Here is a 24987-nt window from a genome sequence, read left to right on the forward strand (position 1 = left end):
GAGTGCGTGTACTCCCCCGGCTGGACACTATGATGGTGCTTTTGCGATTCTGTTGCTGGTATCGCTTGGGACGGGGAAGTCCCTTTCATTCGTTATGCCCCACGGCCTTGGTTATCGCGGCTCTGGCATGGCGCAACGTTTCGCCTTCGATGGGCGATATGGTCTCAATCAGTTCCACAGCGTCAATGAGTGCGGCGAGCAACTCTGGCGCGGCGGCAATCAGCAGCGTGTTGGCCTTTTGCTCGGCCCAGCCTGTTCTACCACCTACATGGACGTACAACGGCATCCACGCCAGGCTCTTTGCATCGCTCGCGCCGGGGCCCAAAACGAGATAGGGTAGGTCGCTGTACTGCCGATCTGTAACCGCCTCCCACGGCCCCTGTGTGTGTCGTGTTTTCATTTCCTTCTCCGTAGTGTGTGGCATAACAATTCATTCAAGCGCGACGCCGCTTCGCGGCGCGGCTTAATGCTTGGGGCGGGGAAGTCCCTTTCATTCGTTAGGCCGCTCAGGGGAGGTTGTCGTGGATTTGATTTCTCAAGGCATAGGGGCATTCCTTGGCGTCATCGCCGGAACCTTCATCACATTTGGAATTACTCTCTTATTTGAGCGCCGCTCCACCAATCAGCGAAAGGAGAACTTTCGCTTCGAGGTGGAGTACAACCTACGACAAGTAGAGCGCTGGATCGGAGATGTATCGGATTTCCGAAATGCTATAAATGGGAAAGCGCTCAATCTGTGGGCCACATGGTTAGATTTCGGCAAAGTCATGCGCGGATCTGGCGATGAAATGTTTCGCAGCGGGCTGATCTATAAGTTTCTTACACACGATCAGATTGCAAGCCTGCAATCCTTCTACGGGGATTTTTCTGAGCACTTCGAGCAATTCACTAATCAACGCATTTCACAGCTTCGGCAGAACTTTGTACAAGCTGAGGCGACGCAATTCGTGCAGTACTTGGAGGATCGTTTACGCAAGTCTCGCAAGTCGCTGTCAGACGCCAAGGAAGCGCTTGAGCGTCGGTGAGCGGCCCAACAATTCCATAAGGAGCTCCCCGTCAAGTATTGGCGCATGATGTCCTTGCCTTAGTGCTGGCAATATTCCTGTCATTGCTTCTTTGTGGTTTTCTCGGCTCTTTCTCACCCATCAGCACTTGTCCGCTACGCTCTCAAGCTTGTCCAGACTGCATTTCCATAATCGGTCTTTTTGGATTCTTGCATCAAATCCTGACCACCGTAAAAACCGCGCCTACAGGCCTTTCTCATTCATCGGCTTGGCTTTGGAGCTGCAGGGATCAGCTGCAACCCTTGTCTTTGGCCCCATCTTGTTAGCCAGGCTCTCTGCAGGACGGTCTGACCGCTTGATTACTTGCTTTTATCGCCTCTGGTGAGAATGTCTATTCATTTATTCAAAAACTCACTCGTCTCTTTTGAATTTTCTTCTGGTTGTTCTGTGTCGTGCTGCTGCCGCTAGAGTGTGTTATGAACTATCTTGTAATACATTGATTTTTATGAGGAATATCATCATTTTTACTTTCTGAAAATCACTCATAAGTGCTTGTTGTATCAAGAATTTTTTCAGAGTTCATAACACGCTCTAAACAACCATTTGTGCAACGGATGCAGCTTGGTTCATGGGGTGCTTGCGCCACGCCTCTCGGTCGTAGTCTTGCCCTCGTCTGAGCATGGCCCATAGCTGCCGGGCATGTTTGTTGGCAATGGCCACCAACAGTTTTCCAAAGGGCATGCGCGCTGCCAGTTGGCGTATCCACTGTTGCTTTGCACTGGCTTTGCTGGCTTCCATGTTCATGGCTCTTTGGTGACTGCTTCTGGCTCCCTGGATGAGCAAGGTACGAAGGTAGCCTGCACATGAGGCTAAATTGTTAATAGCGACAGCGTATTCCGCCTTGTGTTCATTCAGTGGCGAGGTGTGCCTTTTCCTCTCCCACTTTATGCTATCAAGCACATTTCTCCGCGCAGCTTCAGGCCGCAGCCGGAGGTGGTGTGCCGTTTTCGGTGTCCAGCAGGCTGCCTACGCCATAGACGTGGGCCAGTGCCTGCAAGCCCTGGGGCAGGCAGATTACGGCGAATTTCCATTGCAGGGCGTGGGCTTTGCGGCGCAGGGCCAGCAGCAGGGCCAGGGCACTGGAGTCGAAGCGTTCGAGTGCGCTGGCATCGACCTGCAAGGCGGTGTGGCGTGGCGCGGCGGAGGTGGCCACCGATTGAATCCGATCCAGCGATGACTGAAGCGCGACCCCGACGTTTTCGTGGGTCAGTTGCTGCGGCAGTGGCAGGCTCAGTGCGTGCGGGTTTGCCGCAGACGGGGCGGATTCGGTAGGCGCGGTCATCGGTGTGTCGGATGGGTTGAAGGGCGGGCAGCAGGCGGGTGTTTGCTGTTACTGTTCGGCCTTGAAGTTCTGTTCCTGCAAGGCCTTGATGAGGCCGTCAATGCCGCTGGCGTTGATCTGCTGGGCAAACTGGGTGCGGTAGGTGTCTACCAGCCACGCGCCCAGTACGTTCACATTGTAGATTTTCCAGCCCAGTCCCTGTCCGGGGGTTTTCTCCAGTCGGTAGTCGAGCTGGATGGGGCTGTCGCCACCGCGCACTTCGGAGCGCACCAATACATCCTTGGCATCGGCAGGCTGGGCGCGCATGGGCAGGATGACGACGCGCAGATCGCCCACCTGTTCCAGCGAGCCAGCGTAGGTGCGGATGAGCATGGCTTCAAAGGCCGCCACCAACTGGTCGCGCTGCTGGGCGGTGGCGTTGCGCCAGGCCGGGCCTACGGCAGCGGCAGTCATGCGCCGGAAATTGACATGGGGCATGACGACGCGATTGACGGCTTCGGTGGCCACGGCCACGTCGCCAGTTTGCAGGCGGGTGTTGTTGCGCAGTTCGGCCAGTACCTGGGAGGTGACTTGCTCGATCATGGCGTTGGGAGCCAGCTCCTGGGTTGCCGAAGCAGAGGCGGCAGGCGTGCTCTGTGCGTGGGCGGTGGTGGGCAGCAGGGGCGAGAGCAGGCAGCCAGACAGGATCATCAGTGCCGTGGCCGGTTGGTGCATGCGTTGGAGTAGGGTCTGGCGTGTCATGGGTGGGTGCAGCTTGTGGGGGTGAAACCAGGCAGTGCCTGTGGTGGGGGTGTACGCCCGGATGGGCCGGGCTTCATGCAGGGAATAGGAGCCGGAGGGCAGCACAAGGTTCCGTGCCCGTTGCAGCAGGCCGGGTTTATGGGGTGGCAGGTGCCTTGCCGTCTGCCGCCGGTGGTGTGCTTTCTTCTTCCTCGTAGTAATAGTCGTCGTTCAGTGTGCCATCGCCTTGCTGACCGGGGTTGCGGCTGCTCAGGTACACGTCGCGCATCATGCTGTAGGGGTCGAGCGCGGCGGTGCCCAGCAGGTCGCTGGCTTGCAGCAGGCCGGCGCGGGTGTCGATGGCTTTGAGGCCATAGAGCGCGTAGCTGTGGGAGCTGGGCGAGAGGTGGCTGGCCAGGTTGCCATAGCCATCCACTGGCATGGCGGCGGTATCGCGCAGTGTGGATGGCCCCAGCAGTGGCAGCACCAGATAGGGGCCTGATGGCACGCCCCAGTGGTGCAGGGTCAGGCCGAAGTCCTGTTTGTGGCGTTCCAGCCGCATTTCGGTGGCGACATCCAGCAGGCCACCCAGTCCGAAGGTGGAATTGACGGCGAAGCGGAAGAAGCTGCTCATGGCCGGTTCGCCCTTGAGCTGGAGGGTGTTGTTCACGAACGACCAGGCATCGCCCAGATTGCCGAAGAAGTTGCTGACCCCGGTGCGCACGGGGGAGGGGACGACTTCGGTATAGGTGGTGGCCACGGGTTGCAGGACGGCGCGATCCAGCCCGTCGTTGAAGCGGTACATGGCGCGGTTGTAGGATTGCAGCGGGTCTTGCGGGTGCGGGGCGTAGCTTGGCTGCTGGGCCGTGCTGGCACAGCCCACCAGCAGTGCGGTGGCCACGGCCAGTGTGGCAATGCGGCCTGCCTGGCGGTGGCCGGGGGAGAGGGGAGCGGAAGGGATGGAAGTCATGGCGGTGGTCGATGGTTGCAGCGGTGGCCCTGGGGCTGTTACTCCTTGCTGCCGGAAGAGGGTTCGGATGCGCGGCTGAACATGAAGCCGGAGATCAGGTTCTCCAGCACCATGGCCGATTGCGTGGCCGAGACGGTGTCGCCCGCTTGGAGGTTGCGTTCTTCATAGCCGGCCTCGATGCCGATGTACTGGTCGCCCAGCAGGCCGCTGGTGAGGATTTTCAGGGAGCTGTCTTCCGAGAACTGGTAGCGTTTGTCCATGTCCAGCACCACCAGGGCGCGGTACACGGTGTCGTCAAACGCGATGGAGGATACACGCCCCACCACCACGCCGGAACTGCGCACCGCTGCCTGTGGCTTGAGGCCGCCGACGTTGTCGAAATACGCTTTCACCTGGTAGCTTTGGGTGTTCCAGCTCATTTGCAGCAGGTTGGCGGATTTCAGGGCCAGAAACACCAGCGCGGCCGCGCCCAGCATCACGAAAAGGCCTACCCAGAAATCGAGTTTGGATCGTTGCATACATTCACCTCTGTTTATTGGTTCGTCAATGGAGCGTCGGTTGGTCTGGATGGGATTCAGATGCGGAACATGGTGGCCGTGAGCAGAAAGTCCAGTGCCAGCACGGCCAGCGAGGCCATCACCACCGTGCGGGTCGTGGCCTGCGAAACGCCTTCGGGCGTGGGTCTTGCCACATAGCCCTGCAACAGGGCCACGAAGGTGACGGTGAAGCCGAAGACCACGCTTTTGACCACGCCATTGCCCACGTCCTTGAATACGTCCACGCCGCTTTGCATCTGGCCCCAGAACGCGCCTGCATCCACGCCCAGCATCACCACGCCGACCAGCCAGCCGCCAATAATGCCCACGGCACTGAAAATGGCCGCCAGCAGCGGCATGGTGAGCACGCCTGCCACAAAGCGCGGAGCCAGAATGCGCTGCACCGGATTGACGGCCATCATCTCCATGGCACTGAGCTGCTCGCCCGCCCGCATCAGGCCGATTTCGGCAGTCAGCGACGTGCCAGCGCGCCCGGCAAACAGCAGCGCGGCCACCACTGGCCCCAGTTCCCGGAACAGCCCCAGGGCCACCACCAGCCCCAGCGCGTCGGTGGAGCCGAAGCTGTGCAGCACATAGTAGCCCTGCAAGCCCAGCACGAAGCCGACGAACAGCCCCGATACGGCAATGATGATGAGCGAGCGGTTGCCCAGAAAGAAAATCTGGTCGCGCACCAGCCCGAAACGCCGCAGCGACAGCACCGACAGCAGGCACAGTTGCAGAAACAGCCGGGCGGCGTAGCCCCAGTTCGCCAGCAACTGGCGGGTGTGGTGGCCGATATGGGAAGGGCGGAGCCAGTTCATGCGTGCGTCTCCGTGCGGGAATGGGTGGATGGGGTGGCCAGACCGAAATCTTCTTCCAGCGTGGCCCCCGGATAATGAAAGCGCACCGGCCCGTCGAACTCGGCATTGACGAACTGGCGCACCAGCGGATTCTGGCTCTGGCGCACCTGCTCGGGCGTGCCCTGCTCGGCAATGCCGCCATTGGCCAGAATCACCACATGGTCGGCAATGGCGAAGGTTTCGTCCAGATCATGCGACACCAGAATGCTGGTTGTGCCCAGCGCGTCGTTCAGGTTGCGGATCAGCCGCGCGGTCGTGCCCAGCGCAATCGGGTCCAGCCCGGCAAACGGCTCGTCGTACATCACCAGTTCCGGGTCCAGCGCGATGGCGCGTGCCAGGGCCACGCGCCGGGCCATGCCGCCCGATACCTCGCTGGGCAGCAGATCGCGCGCGCCGCGCAGACCTACGGCATTGAGCTTCATCAGCACCACGTCGCGCAGCAATGGCTCGGGCAGGCGGGTGTGTTCGCGCAGCGGGAAGGCCACGTTCTCGAACACGCTCAGATCGGTGAACAGCGCGCCGAACTGGAACAGCATCCCCATGCGGCGGCGCAGCGCGTACAGGCCTTTCTGCGGCAACGCACCCACATCCACGCCATCGAAAAACACCGAGCCGGTAGGAGGATGGTTCTGCCCGCTGATGAGCCGCAGAATGGTGGTCTTGCCGCCGCCGGACGCGCCCATGATGGCGGTGAGTTTGCCGCGCGGTACATCCAGACTGACGTTTTTCAGGATGGGACGGTCGCCGTACGAAAAATTCAGATTGGTGATCCGAATCAAGGGCGGCGAAGCGGCAGCAGTGCGGGCATCAGGCGGGTTCATGGCAGTCGGTCAGGTCGGGCAATCGTGCGAAACATGCGCAGGGGCGTGGCCGGGTCAGGGTGGCAGCAGAATGCAGGCCGCAGCCTGGTGGCGACAGGGCTGGCTACGGACACCCTGGCAAAACCCTGCCCCGCAATCGGCAGGTGGAACGGATGCAGGCCATGCACACAAATCCCCCACATGCACAACCGAAAGACTCGCATTGTATCGCCTGCCTTTGTGGATGGCTGGATTACGGGTTTACCCGCTGGACGAGCATTCCCGCGAAGGAGGGTCAGGAGCCGTTCTGGTCGCGGATGACATCTGCTCCGGCGGGGGGCTGGAACTGGAACTGGCTGGCTGGCACGGTGGCATTGGTGGCGAAGTTCTTCAGCCGCAGGGAGGAGTGCTGGGCGAAGTTGTCTTCCATGTCCACGGCCACGAGCTGTTCGCCCTGAAAGCCGATGCGCAGGCTGCGCACCTGTCCGTCGCTGACCTTGGGGGTGGCGCGGATCCATTGCAGGCCATCCGGGGCTGCGTCTGCTCCCAGGTTTTCGAGGGTGAAGTTGCGCTCCAGTTCGGTGCGGGAGGTGGCGGTGGCAATGATGCTGGCGGCAGTGCTGTCCAGTGTGTCCTGCTGGGCGCGGGCGGTGGCCTGATTCAGGTCTTCGTCATAGACCCACAGGGTGGTTCCATCGGCGACGATGAGCTGTGGAAAGGGCTTGCGGTAGTCAAAGCGGAATTTGCCGGGCCGCTCGAAGGCGAAATGCCCGCTGGAGGTGGTGACGCGCCCCGGCTGGCCATCCTTGGCGGGAGCCGTGACAGTTTGGGTGAAGTCGGCAGTGCCCGATTGCACGCGGTGCAGGAATGCGTCCAGCGATTGCAGGCCATCGGCCCAGGCAGTATTGCCTGCCAGTGCCAGGATGGCGACCAGAAAGGAGAGTTTTTTCATGTGCGAAGGGATGATTGGGACTGTCGTTGCGGTATGCAGTGGACTGGATGCAGGGCGGGAAGTTCTGCGCGACCGGTTCATCCATCCAGCAAGTCGCCCAGTTCCAGCCCTTGCAGGTCGTAGTTCTGTGGGCCGTGCCGGGTGATTTTGTGCCCCGCCACCCGGTTGCCCAGTTGCGCACAGCGCAGCAGCGGCCAGCCACGCTCCAGGCCATAGAGCAGGGCGGCGCGCCATGCGTCACCGCAGCCGGTAGGGTCGGCCGGGTGCTCCACTTCGACGGCCATGACGCGCTGGCGTTTGCCGTCTTGCCAGAGGTCGCAGCCCAATGCGCCCAGGGTGATGACCAGCCCCTTGAGGTGCGTGGAGATTTGCTTGAATGTCCAGCCGGTGCGTTCGGTCAGCAACTGTGCCTCGTAGTCGTTCACCGTGACCCAGGTGGCCTGTTCGATGAAGTGGCGCAGTTCGTCGCCGTTGAACATGGGCAATCCCTGACCGGGGTCGAATACCCATTCAATGCCTTGCTCGGTGAGTTGTCGGGCGTGGGCGATCATGGCATCGCGCCCGTCCGGGGCAACGATGCCCAGCCGGATATGGCCGGGCAGATGGGCCGCGCTGATTTCGTGCGCCTGCGCCATCGCGCCGGGGTGGAAGGCGGTGATCTGGTTGTTGTCCCGGTCGGTCATTATCATGGCCTGGGCGGTGTAGCTGCCGGGCAACTGGCGCACATAGTCGGTGCGGATTTGCTGGTCGCGCAGGCGTTGCAGGTAGTGGTCGCCATCTTCGCCCAGTGCGGCCATCGGGTACGGGTCGCCACCCAGCAGTTTCAGCCCGTAGGCGATGTTGCCTGCACAGCCGCCAAAGTCCTTGCGCAGTTGCGGCACGAGGAACGAGACGTTCAGAATGTGCAACTGTGCGGGCAGGATTTGTTGGGCGAAACTGCCTTCAAAGTTCATGATGGAATCGAACGCCAGGGAACCGCATACCAAGACTGCCATTGTTGCTCCTTTAAGTGGGACATCCGATTGTGCCGCCAGATGACAGCAGGTTTGTCTAATTCTCTGGGTAGAGAATCATCAGGCGGTAGCCCGCGATGCTGCTGTCCGGGGCATCGATGTGGAGTGTGTGGGTATTTTCTGTCAGGCTGCGCGGGGCGAGTTCGGCGGTCTGGCTCCACTCGGATGCGGGCACGATGCGCCGGATGGTGGCCTGCTCGGCGGCATTGAGCAGGCTGATTTCCAGGGCCGGAGCCGCCTGCCAGTGGGGCGCGTGGTTGCGCAGGCTCCAGGTGAGTGTGTAGGTGCGCGGCTCGGTCAGCTCCAGCGAGGAGCTGTCGATGGTCAGAAAGTCAAGCTTTTGCAGGGGCTGGGTGGAGCACTGGGCGTACTGGCAAAGCCGATCCAGCAGTGGGCGGCTGTCCGGGTAGGTGGCTGCAATGAGCTGGCTGTGCTGCACGGCAGCTTGTGTGGCCAGCAGGGTCAGCAGGCCGGTGGCGGTCAATGACAGCATGGCGCGCACACTCTTGCGCCGCCAGAAGGCTTGCCGCTGGGCGTGGCGGATGAATTCGGGCTGGGTATCGGAGCCGTCGTTGGTCGCGGCAGTGACAGACTGGAGGCTGTCCAGCGGTGGATCGGTGTCTGTGTGGGGCTGAGCGACAACCGGTTCTGCTTCTGTCTCGGCCTGCTGGAGTGAGTCGTTGCCGGGTGAAGGGGCAGCAGCGGCATCCGATGGCGGTTCGGCCACGGGGGCGGGCAGTGCCAGTGTGTATTCGATGGCACCGGACAGGCGTTTTTCCCGGTACAGGCTGTCGTGCATCCAGTGGTGGACATCGACGCGGAAATCCGCCGTGGGAATCGGTGGGGCCGTGTCGGGCGGTGTGTCCGGCGGGGTCGGTGCGGGTGGCACCGGCGGATGGTGGTCGGTATGCGAACCGCCCGAAGCCACGCTGGCATCCAGAGAGCCAACGATGTGTTCCCGCCCATCGAACACATGGCGGCACTGGCCACAGCGCACCAGTCCCTGCGAGACATTCAGTTGCTCGGGACTGACCCTGAACAGTGTCTGGCAGGCGGGGCAGCGGGTGATGTGGCTCATGGTGTGCAGGAGGTTTCAGGCGGGGTGGATGGGATGCGATCGGATGCCAATGGTCAGAACCTGTTTACGATGTTTTCATGGGGTACGTTGCCCCGTCAGGCGGGTCAATGCAAGGCGCAAACCGTAGGCGGGCTGGTGGCCCGGCGAGGATTTGCAACGCCGCAGTGGCCTGCCTGACGGGGCAACCCCAAGGGCACGATGCCAAAACTGTCCCACTCGGCGTTGCACGGCTTGCACAGACGCCCAGTCTGTGCTGCGCCGCGCGCCTTGATTGGAACAGTTTTGGCATCGTGCGTACCCCATGAAAACATCGTAAACAGGTTCTAAGGCCAGTGGCCATGCCCTGCCGTGAATCACCGTGCCTGCACGGATCCATCGGCAGATTTTTTACGGGCCGTCATCAAAATCCAGCCTTCTTCGCTATCGCTCACGCTCAACTCCAGCCAGGGCGCGTAGGCTTGCTGGAGTTGCTCGGCCTGTCGCTCCAGAATGCCGGCCAGCACCAGATGACCGCCGGGGGCAACGTGGCTGCACAGCAGCGGAGCGAGTACCTGCAAGGGGTTGGCGAGGATGTTGGCCAGCACGATGTGGTAGGCGGGCTTGGCGATTTCCGGCGTGCCACTGCGCAGGGCCACTTCGTTGGTCTCGGCATTGCGGATGGTGGCGGCAATGGCGGCTTCGTCGATGTCCACGGCATCGACGGCCTGTGCGCCCAGCTTGGCGGCGGCAATGGCCAGAATGCCGGAGCCGCAGCCGTAGTCCAGCACTTCGGCTTCCAGCGTGCCGCCGCGCTGCTGGGCGTGCTGTGCCAGCCAGCGCAGGCACATGCGGGTGGTGGGGTGGGTGCCGGTGCCAAAGGCCATGCCGGGGTCGAGTTCGATGCTCAGGCGCGCCTGGGCCGGGACTTCGTGCCAACTGGGCACGATCCAGAATTCCGGGGTGATTTCGACCGGCTGGAATTGCGACTGGGTCAGGCCGACCCAGTCGGCCTCGGGCACTTCGCGGATTTCCTCCAGTTGGCTGCCTGCGGCAAAGTCCTGTACGGCCAGCAGCTTCCACGCTTCTTCGGCCTGTTCGCGCCGGGCGAACAGTGCGGTGAGGGTGCTGCGGTTCCAGGCCAGTTGTTGCGGCTCGGTGCCGGGTTCGCCAAAGAGTGGCTGTTCGTCGGCGGTCAGTGCGTCGGCATCTTCCACCGAGACGCTGAGTGCGTCCAGGGCTTCCAGCGCGTCGCTGAGGGGTTCCACGCTGTCCTGGGGACAGCGCAAGTGCAGTTCAAACATGGTTCTGGCGGGGGTGCGCAAAGGTGTTGGACAGGGGTCAGAGCAGGCCGGAGCGTTGCTCCATCCACTTTTCCAGGTAATGGATGTTGGTGCCACCGGCGCAGAAGCTGGCATCGACCACCAGTTCGCGGTGCAGCGGGATGTTGGTCTTGATGCCTTCGACCACGGTTTCCAGCAGGGCACTGCGCATGCGTGCGAGGGCTTCCTCGCGGGTGTCGCCGTGGACGATGATCTTGCCGATCATGGAGTCGTAGTTGGAGGGCACGAAGTAGCCCGCATAGACGTGCGAATCGACGCGCACGCCAGGGCCGCCGGGCGCGTGCCAGGCGGTGATGCGGCCGGGCGAGGGGGTGAACTTGAAGGGGTCTTCGGCATTGATGCGGCACTCGATGGCATGGCCCTTGAGTTGCACCTGGCGTTGCGTGACCGGCAGCTTGTAGCCCGCCGCGACCATGATCTGGGTCTTGACGATGTCGATGCCGGTAATCAGCTCGGTGACAGGGTGCTCCACCTGCACGCGGGTGTTCATCTCGATGAAGTAGAACTCGCCGTTCTCGTAGAGGAACTCGAAGGTGCCTGCGCCTCGGTAGCCGATGCGCTTGCAGGCCATCACACAGCGTTCGCCGATGCGCTCGACCAGGCGGCGCGGAATGCCGAAGGCCGGGGCTTCCTCGATGACTTTCTGGTGGCGACGCTGCATGGAGCAGTCGCGCTCGCCCAGATAGATGGCATTGCGGAAGTTGTCGGCAATTATCTGAATCTCGATGTGGCGCGGGTTTTGCAGGAATTTTTCCATGTACACCGCAGGGTTGCCAAAGGCGGCCTGGGCCTCGGACTTGGTCATCTGCACGGCATTGACCAGTGCGGCTTCGGTATGCACCACGCGCATGCCGCGTCCGCCACCACCACCAGCGGCCTTGATGATGACCGGGTAGCCGATGGTCTTGGCGATGCGGCGGATTTCGGCAGGGTCTTCGGGCAGTTCGCCCTCGGAGCCGGGCACGCAGGGCACGCCTGCTTTTATCATGGCCTGCTTGGCAGAGACTTTGTCGCCCATGATTCGGATGGATTGGGCGGTCGGGCCGATGAACTGGAAGCCGCTTTTCTCGACCCGCTCGGCAAAGTCGGCGTTCTCGCTCAGGAATCCGTAGCCGGGGTGGATGGCCTCGGCATCGGTGACTTCGGCTGCGGAGATGATGGCAGGCATGTGCAGGTAGCTCTGGCCTGCCGGGGCGGGGCCGATGCAGACGGCCTCGTCGGCCAGGCGCACATACTTGGCATCGCGGTCGGCCTCGGAGTACACCATCACGGCCTTGACACCCAATTCACGGCAGGCGCGCTGCACCCGCAAGGCAATTTCGCCACGGTTGGCGATCAGGATTTTCTTGAACATATTGACACCTCGTAGCGCAATGCCTGCATCCGCAACAGGCCGCATCCATGCGGGAACACTCGGAATACCGTTACCCCGGCACAGGGCCGGGGGCGGCGGTTATTCGATGGTGAAGAGCTTTTGCCCGTATTCCACGGCCTGGCCGTTTTCCACCAGAATCTGCTTGATCGTGCCCGAACGCTCGGCTTCGATCTCGTTGAGGATTTTCATGGCCTCGATGATGCACAGGGTCTGGCCTTCCTTGACCTGACTGCCCAGTTCCACGAACGGGTCGGAGCCGGGGCTGGGGGAGCGGTAGAACGTGCCCACCATCGGGGCGGTGGCGGCAAAGCCGGTTTCGGCAGGCTCTTCGGCAGCCGCCGCAGCGGGGGCGGTTTGGGCTGCGGGTGCGGCAGCCACCAAGGCAGGCGCGGCGACGACCTGGGGCAGTACGGCTGCGCCGCTGCTCTTGACAATGCGAACCTTGCCTTCGGCTTCGGTAATTTCCAGCTCCGAGACATTCGATTCGGAAACAAGGTCAATCAGGGTTTTGAGTTTTCTCAGATCCATGGAAGGAATCTCCAGCGGCTGAAAGGCCAGCCAATACGACAGAGTGGGGGAATGTAGCGCAAATTGTGCTTATTTTCGGCTATCTGGCCTCGGCTGTGGGGTCGATTTTCACAAAATCTGCATAAAAAGATACCGACAGTTGCCGTGTGATCGCTGCTTTTTGTGCCTGGACGCTTTGGCAGTTTTGTGCGGGAACGGTGCTTTCCTTGAGGGTTGATGCAGAAATGGCAGATTTACATGCAGTTGTGTACTGAACGCGGCATGGTGGGCTATGCGGGGCATTCAGCGCACGGTTGCACGCCATTGCTGCAACTGGCCTTCTTCCACCAGCCCGGATACGCGCTCGATTACCTGACCGCTGGAGTCGAATACCACCGTGAAGGGCAATCCCCCGGAGGTGTTGCCCAAACCCCGGCTGAGCTGGAGACCGGCCGATCCTGCCACCAGTGTGGGAAAGTCCACGCTCGTGCGTTGCAGGAATCGCTGGATATTGCTGGCCGTGTCCACGGCAATGCCCAGCACCTGCCATTCGCCTGTAGGCAATGCGTGGTGGAAGGTGTTGAGCAGTGGCAGTTCCTTGACGCAGGGTGCGCACCAGCTCGCCCAGAAGTTCACCAGCAGGGGCTTGCCCCGGTAGGCGTTCAATGGCTGGGGTTGGCCGTCCAGACCGGGCAACTCGGCTTGCCAGAATGCGTCGGTGCTGTTGCCCGCAGGGGTGGAGGCAGCGGCTTGCCATACCGGCATGCCCATGCCCATGCTCAGCACGGCACTCGCCTGTGCGAGATGTCGCAGCCACTGGCGGCGATTGGAGTGTGCGAATGCAGCGGTATCGGCTGGGGTGGCGTGTGGCATGTGGGTCATGGTGTGGTGGGGGATTGGATGCGCTGGCGCAGTTGGTCGGCCGTGCCGTGGGGAGCCTCTCCCTGGGCATCGGGCAGCAAGGTGCCGCGCCGGGCCGTGCGAGGGTGAATCCAGAGGCACAGCAGAATCGGTGTTTGCAGGGCGGCACAGGGCAGGGCCAGCGTCAGCACGGGCACGCGCTGGCCTTGCAGCCCTGCGGCTTCCTGCACATCGAAAGTCAGGTTCTGGTTGAGCAGCCAGATGTCGGCTTCCTTGGGGTCGTCGCTGAACAGTTGCAGGTGGATGTCGCTTTGGCGCGTGGCCGTGCCTTGCCAGACGGCACCGCCGATCAGCGGATCGAACGCGGCCAGCCGCAGCATCCAGTGCAGGGCCAGTTCCCGCAACAGGTGCAGTTCACGGGGCTGGCTGTCGGCCTGGAACAGGCGCAGATGGCTGCGGATGGCTGCGTCCACCTGCCGGTTGTCCGGCAGCGGGGTGCGGGCGGGCAGGCCCAGTTGGCGCAGGGCTTTTTGCTTGGCCCTGGCCATGTCTGCCCCGGTATCGACCACCAGTGCGGCGGCGATGCGGGCAATCTGTTCCTGGGTGTTGTCCTGGGGCATGTGGCGGGAATATGGGATGGTTCCGGGCTGTGCCAATATGACAGATTTCGGTGTCCTTGGAATAAGGGTTGTTATCCTGATTTTCTGTCGCCGAAGGCTTAGAATCTGTGCCATGCACATACATATACTCGGCATTTGCGGCACTTTCATGGCCGGCATTGCGGCACTTGCCAAAGAAAGCGGCCATACCGTGACGGGATGCGATACCCAAGTGTATCCACCCATGAGCGATCAACTGCGCAATATGGGTATTGATATCATCGAAGGCTATGGCGCAGACCAGCTTGCCCTGAAGCCCGATTGCTTTGTGGTGGGCAATGTCGTCAGCCGCGCCCGGCTTGCCGATGGCAGTGCGAAGTTTCCGCTGATGGAGGCCATTCTGGATCAGGGGCTGCCTTATATCAGTGGCCCGCAGTGGCTGGCCGAGAATGTGCTGCAAGGCCGCCATGTGCTGGCGGTGGCCGGCACGCATGGCAAGACCACCACGGCTTCCATGCTGGCCTGGATTCTGGAGGCCAATGGCAGCAACCCTGGCTTTCTGATTGGTGGCATCCCGCTCAATTTTTCCCAGAGTGCCCGTTCGGGGCGGCCGGTCAAGCCGGGCAAGACTTCTTTCTTCGTGATCGAGGCCGACGAATACGACACGGCTTTCTTCGACAAACGCAGCAAGTTCGTGCATTACCGCCCCCGCACCCTGGTGCTGAACAACCTGGAGTTCGACCACGCCGATATTTTCGAGAATGTCGAAGCGATCGAGCGGCAGTTCCACCATCTGTTGCGCACCGTCCCTTCCAATGGCCGGGTGCTGTCGAATGCCGACGATGAGCATTTGCCGCATCTGCTCAAACAGGGATGCTGGAGCGACCTGCGTTTCTTCGGTGAGGCTGCAACGGCATCCGCGCCTGCCAGAACCTACAGTGCCAGCGGTACCGAGCAGGAATTCAATGTGCGTTACGAGGGCGAGCGTGTCGGGCATGTGGCCTGGGGCCTGAGCGGGCGGCACAACCAGCTCAACGCACTGGCGGCCATTGCAGCGGCCGACCACATTGGCATTGCCCCCCATTCGGCGGCAGCGGCCCTGCAACGCTTTCAGGGCGTGCGCCGTCGCATGGAGAAGATCGACGATCGCCACGGTATCGCGCTGTACGATGATTTTGCCCACCACCCCACGGCGATTGCCTCCACCCTGGAGGGCCTGCGCAAAACCCTTGGCTCACAGGAGCGCATCATTGCCGTGTTCGAGCCACGCAGCAACACCATGAAGCTGGGTGTCATGGCCGAGCAGTTGCCCGCCGCCCTGCAACAGGCCGATGCCGTGTTTGCCTACAACCACCAGCTGGGCTGGAATGTCGGGGCGGCATTGACTCCCCTGGGCGACAAGGCCAGGGTGTTCGACCAGATCGTGCCCTTGGTCGATGCAATTGCAGAACTGGCCCAGCCGGGCGATCACATCGTCTGCATGAGCAATGGCAGTTTCGATGGCATCCACCGGCGACTGCAAGAAGCGATTGCGCGCCGCTTCACCTGAACACGCTGCTTTTCTATCGCCGCTTCCTGCCTATGCACATGCTGCACTCATCCCTTCTGGCCAGCCGTTGCGGGCACGCGCTGCGCACACGGCCTTTGCGCCTGGATGCGGCCTTGCAGCATGGGTTCGGGATGCTGCAAATGCCGTGGACATGCAGACCTTCCCTAACCCACGCATTCAGCGTTGCCAGCCTCTCTCCTTCCACCATGCGGGCTTCGCCCCCGGTGCCAGACCCTGAAACCACGGGAATACCATGACACAGTGTGTTTTTTCTGTGCATGATCGAATGGGGTCAGGGCCGCGTACCGGGTGGTGGCTGCCTGTATCCTGTGTTCTGCCGGATTCCTGTGCCAGAACGTCACTTTCCGATTGCCAGATAAAGCCTCTCCTCCATGTCTGCACCCACAACGGCTTCGATCCGTTCCATTTTCGAACTCAAAAGTGCGACCCTGCCCGTGGTCGCCGTATTGCTCAAGTCCGCCAATGCCTACGAAGTCGCCCAGGCATTGCAGGAGCGTTTTGCCGATGAACCGGAGTTTTTCGACAACGATGCCGTCATCCTGGACCTGTCGGCCATCCGCGAATTGCCGCAGATACCCGATTTCGAGATTCTGAAACACGCCCTGGTCAAGCTCCAGACCATTCCGGTGTCCGTGCGCAATGCCAGCCCCGAGCAGATGGAAGCGGCCCGGCTGGCCGGGCTGTCGGTGGCTCCCGATGTCGGCACAGCCCGCCCGGAGGCCGATGCGGATGCTGCGGTGGCCAGCCCCGTGGCACCCGAGCCGGTGGTGGAAATCCGGGAAGTGGTGCGCGAGGTGGAAGTGGTGCGCGAAAGTCCCGCGCCGGAAACCGTGCTGATCGACCGCCCGCTGCGTTCCGGGCAACAGGTCTATGCCAAGGGGGCCGATCTGATTGTCACGGCCGTGGTCAATTTTGGTGCGGAAGTCATTGCCGATGGCCACGTCCACGTCTATGCGCCCCTGCGCGGGCGTGCCATTGCCGGTGCGCGCGGCAATGCCAATGCCCGGATTTTCACCAGCTGCATGGAAGCCCAGCTCGTTTCCGTGGCGGGCATTTACCGCACCGCCGAAAACGAGTTGCCTGCCAACATCAGCGGCAAGCCCACGCAGATTCGTCTGGAGGGCGAACGCCTGCTGTTCGAGCCGCTGAACCTTGGATGATGAAGCCGCTGCAATACACTATCGCCTGCGGGAAACCAAACTATTTTTGAAACAAAGGGACGAACTGAATGGCCAAAATCGTTGTAGTAACTTCAGGAAAGGGTGGCGTTGGCAAGACCACGACCAGTGCCAGCTTTGCTTCTGGCCTGGCATTGAGCGGCCACAAGACGGCTGTGATCGACTTCGATGTCGGCCTGCGCAATCTGGATCTCATCATGGGCGCGGAACGCCGCGTGGTCTATGACCTCATCAACGTCATCCACGGTGAGGCCAAGCTCAGCCAGGCCCTCATCAAGGACAAGCAACTCGACAACCTCTTCATCCTCGCCGCGTCCCAGACGCGCGACAAGGATGCGCTGAACGAAGAGGGCGTGGAGAAGGTGCTCCAGGAACTGGCAGGCATGGGCTTCGAGTACATCATCTGCGATTCGCCCGCCGGGATTGAGAGTGGCGCGCTCATGGCCCTCAAGTTTGCCGATGAGGCCTTGGTGGTGACGAACCCGGAAGTCTCGTCCGTGCGCGACTCCGACCGCATTCTGGGCATGCTGGGTTCCAAGACCAAGCGCGCCATCGATGGCAAGGAGCCGGTCAAGGAGCATTTGCTCATCACCCGCTACAACCCCGGGCGGGTGGAAGGCGGCCAGATGCTGTCGCTGCAAGACATTCAGGAAATTCTGCGCATCAAGCTCATCGGCGTGATTCCCGAGTCGGAAACCATCCTGAATGCCTCCAACCAGGGCGTGCCTGCCATCCACATGGAAAACTCCGATGTTTCCGAAGCCTACAAGGACGTGGTGGCGCGTTTCCTGGGCGAAGACAAGCCGATGCGATTCATCGAGGTGAAAAAGCAGAGCTTCCTCAAACGCCTCTTTGGTGGGAGGTAAGCAGCCATGTCCCTGATAAAAAAATGGTTCGGCACGAAAAAGCCGACAGCCTCTGTGGCCAAGGACCGGCTGAAAATCATTCTGGCACATGAGCGCAGCACGCTGGACTCGAATCGGCCTGATTTCCTCAATGACTTGCAGCGCGATCTGGTGGAGGTCATCTCCAAGTACATCCAGATCGACATCAACGACATCAAGGTGAACCTGGAGCAGCAGGACAACCTGGAGGTGCTGGAGGTCAAGATCGAAATGCCCGAAGTGGAAAAAAAGGCGGGCTGAGTGCCAGTGTCACAGCCATGCCGGTTTGCAAAGACGCATCTCTATGCGTCTTTTTTCATGTCTGGGACTTTGCCACGCGGGCCGATATTCATCGATTTCTGAAGGAGCTTTTACATGATCCAATTCATCCAGTGCAGCTTTGCCGAGCATGGCCAGCGCATCATGGAAATTTACAACAAGGCGATCGTGGAGACCACCGCCACCTATGAGCACACGCCCTACAGCGAGGAGGACATGCGCCAGTGGTTCGAGAGCCGCGAGAAGAAGGGCTTTCCCATCATTGGCGCAGTCACCGATGATGCACAGCAGACGCTGATGGGTTTCGCCACCTATGACCTGTTCCGCAGTCTCGATGGCTACAACCGCACCGTGGAACATTCCATCTACCTGCACCAGGATGCCAGGGGCGATGGACTGGGCGGTATTCTGCTGGAAAAGCTCATCGAGGCGGCCACGGCGCAGTCGCTGCATGTGCTGGTGGCCGTGATCGATGCCGAGAACGAGGCCAGCATCGTGCTGCACGAGAATCTGGGCTTTGTGCATTTCGGCACCCTGCGCGAGGGCGGCCACAAGTTTGGCCAATGGCGCGATGTCAGCTTCTTCCAGTTGATTCTGCCGGGCAGCCAGACTCCTCCGGATACGGTGCAGAACCCGGATTGAGGCGAGGCGCGAGTTTAGAACGTGTTTACGATTGCATGGCGATGCTGTACAAGTAGCATTGTCATTCCGGGCTTGACCCGGAATCCAGTGACGACGTTGCAACAAACACCGATATTGCCGAATGGAACAAGGGGTTACTGGATTCCGGCCTGCGCCGGAATGACGGCAGTTTGTGTGTCGAGGGCGGTTGCAATAGCACCATTGGCAGCCCTCTCAAAACGTTTCGGACAGCAGTGCGCTTTCGCGGGAGTGACGGGTACTTTTCTTGATTGAACAGTATTGTCCTGAAATCGTAAACACTTTCTTGCAGGGTCACTCGCGGTATTTCTGGATGTCCTGTGCCACCAGCCGGTAGCCGCTCACGCCCATGTCGGAGTTGTCGGTGCGCTGTACTTCCAGCACGCCGCTGACCCATACGGCATCCAGCGAGTCAAATCCTTTCACCGGGGTGGGGAAGCGGACGTGGATGATCTGGTTGGCAGGAGGTGGGGGCGTGTGGATGCAGGCCCCGAAGTTGGGAACCAGCAGCATTTCGGTCATGCCCTTGCTGCCTTCTTCCAGGGCCACCACATAGCCGGGCAGCCGGATGGCCTTGCCGTTCATTTCCTTGACCACCGGGGCGTTGTCCCAGACCTTGCGCAGACGCGCATAAAGCTCCTGGGCGCGCGGGTCGGTGTCTTCCCAGGAGGCGGCTCCGGCTTCGATCAGGTCTGCGAATTCCGTGCTGGGGTCCCAGTTGGCGGGCACCAGATCATCCCAGCTGATTTCAGTGGGGGTGCTGCTGGTGCTGGCGGTGGTCGCCGTGCTGGCTGGGGTGGTTTTGGCGGGAGCATCAGCGGCATACACGGCGGTGCCCAGCAGCAGCCCTGCGCTGCATGCCAGCAGCCGGCGCAGGGTGCTGGCAAGGGGGCGAACGGGGCGGCGCATCGGAAGGTGAGCGGGTGAAGGCTGGGTCTGGGTGGCAGTCATGGCGTGGCAGGAGAGGCAGGCAAGGCCGCATGGGTTGAAAAACACAGCGGGCTATTGTGCACCATTCATGTGTCACACTGGTGGCGACAGCCCATCGACCAGCGAGAGCCGGTAGGCACGCCAGCCCGGAATCAGGCTGGCGAGCAGCCCCGTCACCAGCAAGCCCAGCAGCAGCCAGAGCTGCAAGGGTGTGAACGCCCAGGCAGACACCACCAGGCCGAACTGGTTCAGCAGCCACGGTGACAGCAGCACCAGTGCGGCCAGCAGCGTCAATGTGCCCAGCACCATGCCTACGAGGGTGGTGAGCGCGCCTTCCAGGGCGAGCAGGGCCACCACATGGGCGGGGCGTGCGCCCACGGCACGCAGCACCGCCAGCTCGCGGCGGCGTTCGTTCAGTCCTGCCAGCACCACGGCCACCATGCCCAGCAGGCTGACGAAGGCCACCAGAATGGACATCAGCAGCAGCGATTTCTCGCCCGCACCGATGACGCGCCAGAGTTCGTCCATAGCCACGCCCGGCAGTACGGCCATCAGTGGCTCACTGCGGTAATTGTTCACCTGTCGCTGTACCGAGAACACCTGGGCGCGCGATTGCAGCCCCACCAGTGCGGCGGTGATGTTGCGCGGCTGCAAGTCCATTTGCCGCACGGCATCGGCATCAATGTCCTGACCGGGCAGGCGCATCCCACTCATCCAGTCCACATGCAGGGCCTGCATGGCTTGCAGGCTGATGTGTACGGTGCGATCCACCGGCGTGCCGGTGGGGGCCAGAATGCCGCTGACCACGAAGGGCTTGTCGTCGTGTTCCACCACGTTGAGTACCCCGCCGGAGCCATGCGCCAGCACGATGCGGTCGCCCAGCGCGTAGCCCAGTTGCCGCGCCACGTCTGCGCCCAGCACGGCATCGAACAGGTCGTCGAAGGGCTGGCCCTGTGCCAGTTCCAGCGCGCGCCGCTCGCCATAGCGGAAGTGGGTGAAGTAGTCGGCACTCGTGCCCAGCACTGGAAATCCCCGGTGCGAGTCGCCCAGCGACAGCGGAATGATCCAGGCCACGCCGCGCATCTGTGCCATGTCCTGCACGCTCTGCCAGCGGATGTTGTTGGTGGCGGCTCCCACGCGGAACACCGAGTAGAGCAGCAACTGCACCGAGCCGGTGCGCGCGCCCACGATCAGGTCGGTGCCCGATACGGCGGAGGTAAAGCCCTGGCGCACGTCGGTGCGGATGCGCTCCACCCCCAGCAGCATGAAGGCCGACAGCGCAATCGAAAATACCGTCAGCGACAGCGTGAAGCGGCGGTTCCAGGCACTCAGCCATGCGAGGCGCAGCAGGGCTTTCATGCTGTGGTTCCTCCAGCGGCACGGTTGATGGTGGGCAGGCTTACCTGCCGCGAGAAGCGGTGTGCCAGCCGCTGATCGTGGCTCACGAATACCAGGGTACTGCCTGCCGTGGCACAGGCGTGCAGCAGCCGATCCATGAAGTTGTCGCGGCGGTTTTCATCCAGTGCCGAAGTGGGTTCGTCGGCAATGATGAGTGAGGGCGTGCCCACCAATGCGCGTGCCGCAGCGACGCGCTGCTGCTGCCCGACCGACAGGGCACGGGCCGGGCGGTTCCAGCTTTGCGCTGGCAATTCCATGGCGGCCAGCCAGTGCTGGGCATCGGCCTGCATCGTGCCACTGCGGGCGGCCGCAGCCTGCTGTCGCTGGGTGGAGAGGCGGCAGGGCAGCAGCACATTGTCCAGCACGCCCAGGTAGGGCAGCAGGTTGAACTGCTGGAATATATAGCCCACCCGGTCGGCACGGTGGCGGTCGCGCTGTGCTGCGCCCAGGCTGGCCCAGTCGGTGCCGTGCAGCCGCACCTGCCCCTGTTGTGGCAGAAAAACCCCGGCCATCAGCGACAGCAGCGTGCTCTTGCCGCAGCCGCTGGGGCCGTACAGGAAGACGGTTTCGCCAGCGGCAATCTGGAACTCATCGATCAGCAGGCAGGGCGTGGACTGACCCGGCCAGGCAAAGCGCAGGTGCTGAATCTGCAATACAGGTTCGGACATGGTGCAGGGGGATGTGGTGTGCCGTGGCTGCTGTCCAGCCAGCGGCATCAGCGTTTCAGTTCGATGCGGCGGCTGTTGGGGTTGAGTTTCTGCTGGGTCTGGCCGCTGGCCAGAGCCGTTTGCACATCCACGGTGTGAATGCTGGGGAAGGCGGCGAATAGCGCGACATCGACGAACTGGAGTGCATCGGGTTTGGCGCAGCGGAAGCTGTAGTGTGCCAGCAGGTCGTTGTGGCCGTGTGCGTGGTCATCGTGACCATCGCCTTCCTTGCTGTGTTTGTGGTCGTCGTCGTGGCTGTGGCCGTGCTCATCTTTGTGATCGTGGCCGTGAGCGTCCTTGGCGATTTCCAGTGTGGGGGCCTCCAGTTCCACGGATTCCAGCACGCACTGGGCGGCCGGTGTGGGGGCGAACCATTGCGCACCATTGCGTGCTTTGGCCAGACCATCCTTGGCCTGTTGCTGCTGCTCGGCGGTCTTTGGGGCGTGCTCGAAACCCACGATGTCTGCCAAGGGCGATTGCAGGTCCAGCAGCAGTTGCCCGCCGTCCACCGCCACGTCCAGCGTGACCACACCGTGTACATGGGCATGTTGGGCCGATGAGGCATCGGCATGGTCATGGTCGTGTGTGCCCTGCGCCCAGGCATGTGCGCCCAGACCGGCACACAAGGCGGCGGCCCATACCGTGCGCACGGATGCGGAGAAATTCAGGGGGACAGAGGGGAAACGGGCATTCGACACAACAGGCTCCTTGCAAAAAGCGAATATCTCATCAGGAAGAATCCCGAAAATGATAACACTTCATCAATACAGGAATGTGTCAAAGCCCGTGGGGGCCTGTCTGTTTTCAGTCGAAGCCGCGCAATTGACCCCATTCGGCCCAGGGGGCGCGGGTGGATCGCCACTGGTTGATGGGGGCTTGCGGGGCGGCATAGCCCAGTGCGATGCCAAAGGCCACCTGCTGGGTATCGGGCAGTGCCAGTGCCTGCTTCAATGGCTCCTGATAGCGTCTCCAGAAGCCCTGTGCGCAGGTGGCCAGGCCCTGTTCCGTGGCCAGCAGCATGAAAGACTGGAGGTAGATGCCCAGATCGATCCATTGGGCGGCCACCATGCGCACGTCCGTGTGCACGAAAATGCCCACGGGCGCGCCAAAGAATTCGGTGTTCTTGGCCACCTGTTCCAGCCGCGCGGTCTTGTTTTCGCGGGGAATGCCAATGCTCTGGTACAGCTCTTCGCCATTCTGGAAGCGGCGGCTGCGGTACGGCTCCCACAGGCCGGGCGGGTAGGAGATGGTGGCCGGTGTTTCATCCGGTGTGTCGGTTTGCACCGCGACTATTGCCTGTTGCAGCGGCTCACCGGCCAGTGCGATGACGTTCCAGGGCTGCATATTGCCGCCGGATGCGGCCAGTCCGGCCTGTTCCAGCAGGGATTGCACCAGATCGGCGGCAGGGCGTTCGGGCGTGAAGGCGCGTGCCGAGTGGCGGGCGCGAAGGGCTTGGGAAACGGTCATGGGCAGAAGGTTTCGGAAGAGATGGAAAAGGAGTTTGCCTGCGGTAGGCGTTCGATGATCGACAGCAGTGCGGCCATGTGCGGCACGATGGCATGCACCCCGATTGTGCGCAAAGCCTGTGCGCGGGGTTCGTCCGGGGCGAAGCCGATCACCGTCGCACCAGCGGCCAGCCCGGCACGCGCACCGGTGAGGGAGTCTTCCACCACCACGCAGCGGCCAATCTCGGCATCCAGCGCGGCCGCAGCCTGAAGATAGACATCCGGGTGGGGCTTGTTGCGCGGCAGTTCCTGCCCGCTGAACAGCCGTTGGTCGAAGTAGTGGCTCAGCCCGACCTTGTCGAGTTGCAGCCGCAGCTTGGTGCGATCTGCGCCGGATGCGCAGGCAATGCGCCCCTGGAATTGCGCGTGTACATCGGCCACGGCCTGCAAGGCCCCTGCTATGGGTTCCAGCTCCGCCAGCAGAGCCACGTTGCGCCGGGCGTAGAACGCGGCCATCCAGTCGTCGGTCAGCGGCTGGCCGGTTTCGCGCTCGATGCGGGCGCGTTCATCCCGCACGGCCTTGCCAATGAAAATCCGGCAGCACTCGGCGTAATCGAGTGCCCAGCCACTTTCCTGCAAACACTGGTGCAGCACCCGCGCCGTGATGGGTTCGCTGTCCACCAGCACGCCATCGCAATCGAACAGAACGGCCTGATAAACGGTCATGGAAGAGGCATTTCTTGTGAAGATGCTCCCGAGTATAGCCGTGGCTGGCGCAGGGTTTCAGGGCTGGCGCAGCAGCCGTGCCGCATCCAGCGCGAAGTAGGTCAGGATGCCGTCGGCACCGGCACGCTTGAATGCCAGCAGGCTCTCCAGCATGACGGCATCGTGATCCAGCCAGCCATTGGCTGCCGCTGCCTTCAGCATCGCGTATTCGCCACTGACCTGGTAGGCAAAGGTCGGAACCCCGAATTCGTCCTTGACACGGCGCACGATGTCCAGATACGGCATGCCGGGCTTGACCATCACGGCATCTGCGCCTTCGGCCAGGTCCAGTGCGACCTCGCGCAAGGCTTCGTTGCTGTTGCCGGGGTCCATCTGGTAGGTTTTCTTGTCGCTCTTGCCCAGGTTTGCGGCAGACCCTACTGCGTCGCGGAACGGCCCGTAGAACGCACTGGCGTACTTGGCACTGTAGGCCATGATGCGGGTGTAGAAGAAGCCGTTGCTTTCCAGCCCCTGCCGGATGGCACCGATGCGGCCGTCCATCATGTCGCTGGGGGCCACCATGTCCACGCCAGCCTGTGCCTGCACCAAAGCCTGGCGCGTCAGTTGCCCGACGGTTTCGTCGTTGAGGATATGCCCTTGTGCGTCCAGCAGGCCATCCTGTCCGTGGCTGGTATAGGGGTCGAGTGCCACATCGGTCAGGATACCCAGATCGGGGCATTCATTTTTCAGGGCCTGCACCACGCGCGGAATCAACCCGTCCGGGTTGAGGGCTTCCTCGCCATCGGGGGTTTTCAGGCTCGCTTCGATGACCGGAAACAAGGCCAGATACGGAATGCCCAGTGCCACGCATTCACGCGCCACGGGCAGCAGCTCATCCAGGCTGAGCCGCGCCACGCCGGGCATGGAAGGCACGGGGGTGCGCAACCCCTGGCCTTCCTGCACAAACACGGGATAGATCAAGTCCTGCGCGCCCAGCCGGTTTTCGCGCACCAGATCGCGGGTGAACGCGTCGCGGCGCAGTCGGCGCGGACGCGCCAGAGGGTACAGGGAAGTGTGAACGCTTGTCATGTGACCTGCCTTTGCAAGAGCCGGGGCAGCCAGTGTGCAGCACCCCTACCTTGGGAATTGTAGAGCGAGGAGCCAAAAGCTGAATCAACGCTGGCAGGTCATTGTCATTAGGGCGTGTCATCCATTAGATTCACCCCCGCGCCAGTGCGCCCCGGCAGGCCAATCTAGGCGCACGCCGCCGCCCGTATGTCGATACGGGCAAGGTG

Annotated in this window: 28 protein-coding genes and 1 pseudogene; 6 read left to right on the forward strand and 23 right to left on the reverse strand. The window is 61.9% G+C overall.

What is annotated here, in order from left to right; translation table 11 throughout:
* Positions 1–85 precede the first annotated feature (85 nt).
* Positions 86–400: a hypothetical protein gene (locus BUE21_RS03505; protein WP_143164403.1), complete on the reverse strand. Its 315-nt coding sequence runs from the start codon at positions 398–400 to the stop codon at positions 86–88.
* 121 nt (positions 401–521) lie between these two features.
* Between BUE21_RS03505 and BUE21_RS03510 the strand changes: the two genes are divergently transcribed.
* Positions 522–1025, forward strand: coding sequence for a hypothetical protein (locus BUE21_RS03510; RefSeq protein WP_073354729.1), 504 nt, complete (start codon positions 522–524; stop codon positions 1023–1025).
* Between the two features lie 570 nt (positions 1026–1595).
* Here BUE21_RS03510 and BUE21_RS03515 read toward each other — a convergent pair.
* From BUE21_RS03515 to BUE21_RS03585, 15 genes and pseudogenes are all read right to left on the reverse strand, one after another.
* Positions 1596–1871: pseudogene (locus BUE21_RS03515) on the reverse strand (hypothetical protein); the annotation flags it as partial.
* A gap of 109 nt (positions 1872–1980) precedes the next feature.
* Entirely contained in the window at positions 1981–2346 is a 366-nt protein-coding gene (locus BUE21_RS03520; RefSeq protein WP_084522788.1) for an STAS domain-containing protein, read from the reverse strand.
* 48 nt (positions 2347–2394) lie between these two features.
* Complete coding sequence (locus BUE21_RS03525) at positions 2395–3087, reverse strand: MlaC/ttg2D family ABC transporter substrate-binding protein (RefSeq protein ID WP_073354879.1); 693 nt, start codon at positions 3085–3087, stop codon at positions 2395–2397.
* A gap of 136 nt (positions 3088–3223) precedes the next feature.
* The gene (locus BUE21_RS03530; RefSeq protein WP_073354733.1) at positions 3224–4036 is read right to left on the reverse strand and encodes an MlaA family lipoprotein; all 813 of its coding nucleotides are present in this window, start codon (positions 4034–4036) and stop codon (positions 3224–3226) included.
* A gap of 38 nt (positions 4037–4074) precedes the next feature.
* On the reverse strand, positions 4075–4554 hold the full coding sequence (gene mlaD, locus BUE21_RS03535; protein WP_073354735.1) for an outer membrane lipid asymmetry maintenance protein MlaD: 480 nt from the start codon (positions 4552–4554) through the stop codon (positions 4075–4077).
* Positions 4555–4610: 56 nt separating this feature from the next.
* Complete coding sequence (gene mlaE / locus BUE21_RS03540) at positions 4611–5393, reverse strand: lipid asymmetry maintenance ABC transporter permease subunit MlaE (RefSeq protein ID WP_073354737.1); 783 nt, start codon at positions 5391–5393, stop codon at positions 4611–4613.
* Positions 5390–6253, reverse strand: a complete 864-nt coding sequence (locus tag BUE21_RS03545; protein WP_073354738.1) for an ABC transporter ATP-binding protein — start codon at positions 6251–6253, stop codon at positions 5390–5392. Before BUE21_RS03545 ends, mlaE begins: the two co-directional genes overlap by 4 nt.
* 274 nt (positions 6254–6527) lie before the next feature.
* A complete protein-coding gene (gene lolA / locus BUE21_RS03550) occupies positions 6528–7184 on the reverse strand; it encodes an outer membrane lipoprotein periplasmic chaperone LolA (RefSeq protein WP_073354739.1) in 657 nt (218 codons plus the stop codon).
* 77 nt (positions 7185–7261) lie between these two features.
* A complete protein-coding gene (locus BUE21_RS03555; RefSeq protein ID WP_073354741.1) occupies positions 7262–8179 on the reverse strand; it encodes a carbohydrate kinase family protein in 918 nt (305 codons plus the stop codon).
* Between the two features lie 55 nt (positions 8180–8234).
* Complete coding sequence (locus BUE21_RS03560; protein ID WP_073354743.1) at positions 8235–9275, reverse strand: zinc-ribbon and DUF3426 domain-containing protein; 1041 nt, start codon at positions 9273–9275, stop codon at positions 8235–8237.
* A gap of 353 nt (positions 9276–9628) precedes the next feature.
* Complete coding sequence (gene prmA, locus BUE21_RS03565; RefSeq protein ID WP_073354745.1) at positions 9629–10555, reverse strand: 50S ribosomal protein L11 methyltransferase; 927 nt, start codon at positions 10553–10555, stop codon at positions 9629–9631.
* 37 nt (positions 10556–10592) lie between these two features.
* Complete coding sequence (gene accC, locus BUE21_RS03570; RefSeq protein WP_073354747.1) at positions 10593–11948, reverse strand: acetyl-CoA carboxylase biotin carboxylase subunit; 1356 nt, start codon at positions 11946–11948, stop codon at positions 10593–10595.
* A gap of 99 nt (positions 11949–12047) precedes the next feature.
* The gene (accB, locus tag BUE21_RS03575) at positions 12048–12497 is read right to left on the reverse strand and encodes an acetyl-CoA carboxylase biotin carboxyl carrier protein (protein ID WP_073354749.1); all 450 of its coding nucleotides are present in this window, start codon (positions 12495–12497) and stop codon (positions 12048–12050) included.
* Between the two features lie 282 nt (positions 12498–12779).
* A complete protein-coding gene (locus tag BUE21_RS03580; RefSeq protein WP_073354751.1) occupies positions 12780–13358 on the reverse strand; it encodes a TlpA disulfide reductase family protein in 579 nt (192 codons plus the stop codon).
* The gene (locus BUE21_RS03585; protein WP_073354881.1) at positions 13355–13957 is read right to left on the reverse strand and encodes a hypothetical protein; all 603 of its coding nucleotides are present in this window, start codon (positions 13955–13957) and stop codon (positions 13355–13357) included. Before BUE21_RS03585 ends, BUE21_RS03580 begins: the two co-directional genes overlap by 4 nt.
* A gap of 112 nt (positions 13958–14069) precedes the next feature.
* Between BUE21_RS03585 and mpl the strand changes: the two genes are divergently transcribed.
* The 5 genes from mpl (at position 14070) to BUE21_RS03610 (ending at position 18489) form a co-directional block, all read left to right on the forward strand.
* Positions 14070–15485 (forward strand): UDP-N-acetylmuramate:L-alanyl-gamma-D-glutamyl-meso-diaminopimelate ligase, encoded by a 1416-nt coding sequence (gene mpl / locus BUE21_RS03590; protein WP_073354752.1) that lies wholly within the window; start codon positions 14070–14072, stop codon positions 15483–15485.
* A gap of 392 nt (positions 15486–15877) precedes the next feature.
* A complete protein-coding gene (gene minC, locus BUE21_RS03595) occupies positions 15878–16666 on the forward strand; it encodes a septum site-determining protein MinC (protein ID WP_073354754.1) in 789 nt (262 codons plus the stop codon).
* 68 nt (positions 16667–16734) lie between these two features.
* Positions 16735–17550, forward strand: a complete 816-nt coding sequence (minD, locus tag BUE21_RS03600; RefSeq protein ID WP_073354756.1) for a septum site-determining protein MinD — start codon at positions 16735–16737, stop codon at positions 17548–17550.
* A 6-nt stretch (positions 17551–17556) separates the two neighbouring features.
* The gene (gene minE / locus BUE21_RS03605; protein WP_073354759.1) at positions 17557–17829 is read left to right on the forward strand and encodes a cell division topological specificity factor MinE; all 273 of its coding nucleotides are present in this window, start codon (positions 17557–17559) and stop codon (positions 17827–17829) included.
* Between the two features lie 114 nt (positions 17830–17943).
* Complete coding sequence (locus BUE21_RS03610; RefSeq protein WP_073354761.1) at positions 17944–18489, forward strand: GNAT family N-acetyltransferase; 546 nt, start codon at positions 17944–17946, stop codon at positions 18487–18489.
* A 312-nt stretch (positions 18490–18801) separates the two neighbouring features.
* Here BUE21_RS03610 and BUE21_RS03615 read toward each other — a convergent pair whose 3' ends face one another.
* The 7 genes from BUE21_RS03615 to hemB all read right to left on the reverse strand — a co-directional run bounded on the left by BUE21_RS03615 (position 18802) and on the right by hemB (position 24781).
* Complete coding sequence (locus BUE21_RS03615; protein ID WP_234971036.1) at positions 18802–19458, reverse strand: DUF3299 domain-containing protein; 657 nt, start codon at positions 19456–19458, stop codon at positions 18802–18804.
* 72 nt (positions 19459–19530) lie between these two features.
* Positions 19531–20796, reverse strand: coding sequence for an ABC transporter permease (locus BUE21_RS03620; RefSeq protein ID WP_073354763.1), 1266 nt, complete (start codon positions 20794–20796; stop codon positions 19531–19533).
* The gene (locus BUE21_RS03625) at positions 20793–21503 is read right to left on the reverse strand and encodes an ABC transporter ATP-binding protein (protein ID WP_073354885.1); all 711 of its coding nucleotides are present in this window, start codon (positions 21501–21503) and stop codon (positions 20793–20795) included. Before BUE21_RS03625 ends, BUE21_RS03620 begins: the two co-directional genes overlap by 4 nt.
* Before the next feature lie 47 nt (positions 21504–21550).
* Positions 21551–22240, reverse strand: coding sequence for a DUF2796 domain-containing protein (locus BUE21_RS03630; RefSeq protein WP_159435793.1), 690 nt, complete (start codon positions 22238–22240; stop codon positions 21551–21553).
* 106 nt (positions 22241–22346) lie between these two features.
* Positions 22347–23009: a nitroreductase gene (locus tag BUE21_RS03635; RefSeq protein WP_073354764.1), complete on the reverse strand. Its 663-nt coding sequence runs from the start codon at positions 23007–23009 to the stop codon at positions 22347–22349.
* Positions 23006–23713 (reverse strand): HAD family hydrolase, encoded by a 708-nt coding sequence (locus BUE21_RS03640; RefSeq protein WP_073354766.1) that lies wholly within the window; start codon positions 23711–23713, stop codon positions 23006–23008. Before BUE21_RS03640 ends, BUE21_RS03635 begins: the two co-directional genes overlap by 4 nt.
* 57 nt (positions 23714–23770) lie before the next feature.
* Positions 23771–24781, reverse strand: a complete 1011-nt coding sequence (hemB, locus tag BUE21_RS03645) for a porphobilinogen synthase (protein WP_073354768.1) — start codon at positions 24779–24781, stop codon at positions 23771–23773.
* Positions 24782–24987 lie beyond the last annotated feature (206 nt).

It is taken from the genome of Lampropedia hyalina DSM 16112 (genome assembly GCF_900129055.1).
Taxonomy (GTDB): domain Bacteria; phylum Pseudomonadota; class Gammaproteobacteria; order Burkholderiales; family Burkholderiaceae_C; genus Lampropedia; species Lampropedia hyalina.

What these genes read in the sequence shown, in the direction of transcription:
- BUE21_RS03505 (WP_143164403.1), bottom strand. Translation starts at nt 400, where the DNA reads ATGAAAACACGACACACACAGGGGCCGTGGGAGGCGGTTACAGATCGG.
- BUE21_RS03520 (WP_084522788.1), bottom strand. Translation starts at nt 2,346, where the DNA reads ATGACCGCGCCTACCGAATCCGCCCCGTCTGCGGCAAACCCGCACGCA.
- BUE21_RS03525 (WP_073354879.1), bottom strand. Translation starts at nt 3,087, where the DNA reads ATGACACGCCAGACCCTACTCCAACGCATGCACCAACCGGCCACGGCA.
- BUE21_RS03530 (WP_073354733.1), bottom strand. Translation starts at nt 4,036, where the DNA reads ATGACTTCCATCCCTTCCGCTCCCCTCTCCCCCGGCCACCGCCAGGCA.
- mlaD (WP_073354735.1), bottom strand. Translation starts at nt 4,554, where the DNA reads ATGCAACGATCCAAACTCGATTTCTGGGTAGGCCTTTTCGTGATGCTG.
- mlaE (WP_073354737.1), bottom strand. Translation starts at nt 5,393, where the DNA reads ATGAACTGGCTCCGCCCTTCCCATATCGGCCACCACACCCGCCAGTTG.
- BUE21_RS03545 (WP_073354738.1), bottom strand. Translation starts at nt 6,253, where the DNA reads ATGAACCCGCCTGATGCCCGCACTGCTGCCGCTTCGCCGCCCTTGATT.
- lolA (WP_073354739.1), bottom strand. Translation starts at nt 7,184, where the DNA reads ATGAAAAAACTCTCCTTTCTGGTCGCCATCCTGGCACTGGCAGGCAAT.
- BUE21_RS03555 (WP_073354741.1), bottom strand. Translation starts at nt 8,179, where the DNA reads ATGGCAGTCTTGGTATGCGGTTCCCTGGCGTTCGATTCCATCATGAAC.
- BUE21_RS03560 (WP_073354743.1), bottom strand. Translation starts at nt 9,275, where the DNA reads ATGAGCCACATCACCCGCTGCCCCGCCTGCCAGACACTGTTCAGGGTC.
- prmA (WP_073354745.1), bottom strand. Translation starts at nt 10,555, where the DNA reads ATGTTTGAACTGCACTTGCGCTGTCCCCAGGACAGCGTGGAACCCCTC.
- accC (WP_073354747.1), bottom strand. Translation starts at nt 11,948, where the DNA reads ATGTTCAAGAAAATCCTGATCGCCAACCGTGGCGAAATTGCCTTGCGG.
- accB (WP_073354749.1), bottom strand. Translation starts at nt 12,497, where the DNA reads ATGGATCTGAGAAAACTCAAAACCCTGATTGACCTTGTTTCCGAATCG.
- BUE21_RS03580 (WP_073354751.1), bottom strand. Translation starts at nt 13,358, where the DNA reads ATGACCCACATGCCACACGCCACCCCAGCCGATACCGCTGCATTCGCA.
- BUE21_RS03585 (WP_073354881.1), bottom strand. Translation starts at nt 13,957, where the DNA reads ATGCCCCAGGACAACACCCAGGAACAGATTGCCCGCATCGCCGCCGCA.
- mpl (WP_073354752.1), top strand. Translation starts at nt 14,070, where the DNA reads ATGCACATACATATACTCGGCATTTGCGGCACTTTCATGGCCGGCATT.
- minC (WP_073354754.1), top strand. Translation starts at nt 15,878, where the DNA reads ATGTCTGCACCCACAACGGCTTCGATCCGTTCCATTTTCGAACTCAAA.
- minD (WP_073354756.1), top strand. Translation starts at nt 16,735, where the DNA reads ATGGCCAAAATCGTTGTAGTAACTTCAGGAAAGGGTGGCGTTGGCAAG.
- minE (WP_073354759.1), top strand. Translation starts at nt 17,557, where the DNA reads ATGTCCCTGATAAAAAAATGGTTCGGCACGAAAAAGCCGACAGCCTCT.
- BUE21_RS03610 (WP_073354761.1), top strand. Translation starts at nt 17,944, where the DNA reads ATGATCCAATTCATCCAGTGCAGCTTTGCCGAGCATGGCCAGCGCATC.
- BUE21_RS03615 (WP_234971036.1), bottom strand. Translation starts at nt 19,458, where the DNA reads ATGACTGCCACCCAGACCCAGCCTTCACCCGCTCACCTTCCGATGCGC.
- BUE21_RS03620 (WP_073354763.1), bottom strand. Translation starts at nt 20,796, where the DNA reads ATGAAAGCCCTGCTGCGCCTCGCATGGCTGAGTGCCTGGAACCGCCGC.
- BUE21_RS03625 (WP_073354885.1), bottom strand. Translation starts at nt 21,503, where the DNA reads ATGTCCGAACCTGTATTGCAGATTCAGCACCTGCGCTTTGCCTGGCCG.
- BUE21_RS03635 (WP_073354764.1), bottom strand. Translation starts at nt 23,009, where the DNA reads ATGACCGTTTCCCAAGCCCTTCGCGCCCGCCACTCGGCACGCGCCTTC.
- BUE21_RS03640 (WP_073354766.1), bottom strand. Translation starts at nt 23,713, where the DNA reads ATGACCGTTTATCAGGCCGTTCTGTTCGATTGCGATGGCGTGCTGGTG.
- hemB (WP_073354768.1), bottom strand. Translation starts at nt 24,781, where the DNA reads ATGACAAGCGTTCACACTTCCCTGTACCCTCTGGCGCGTCCGCGCCGA.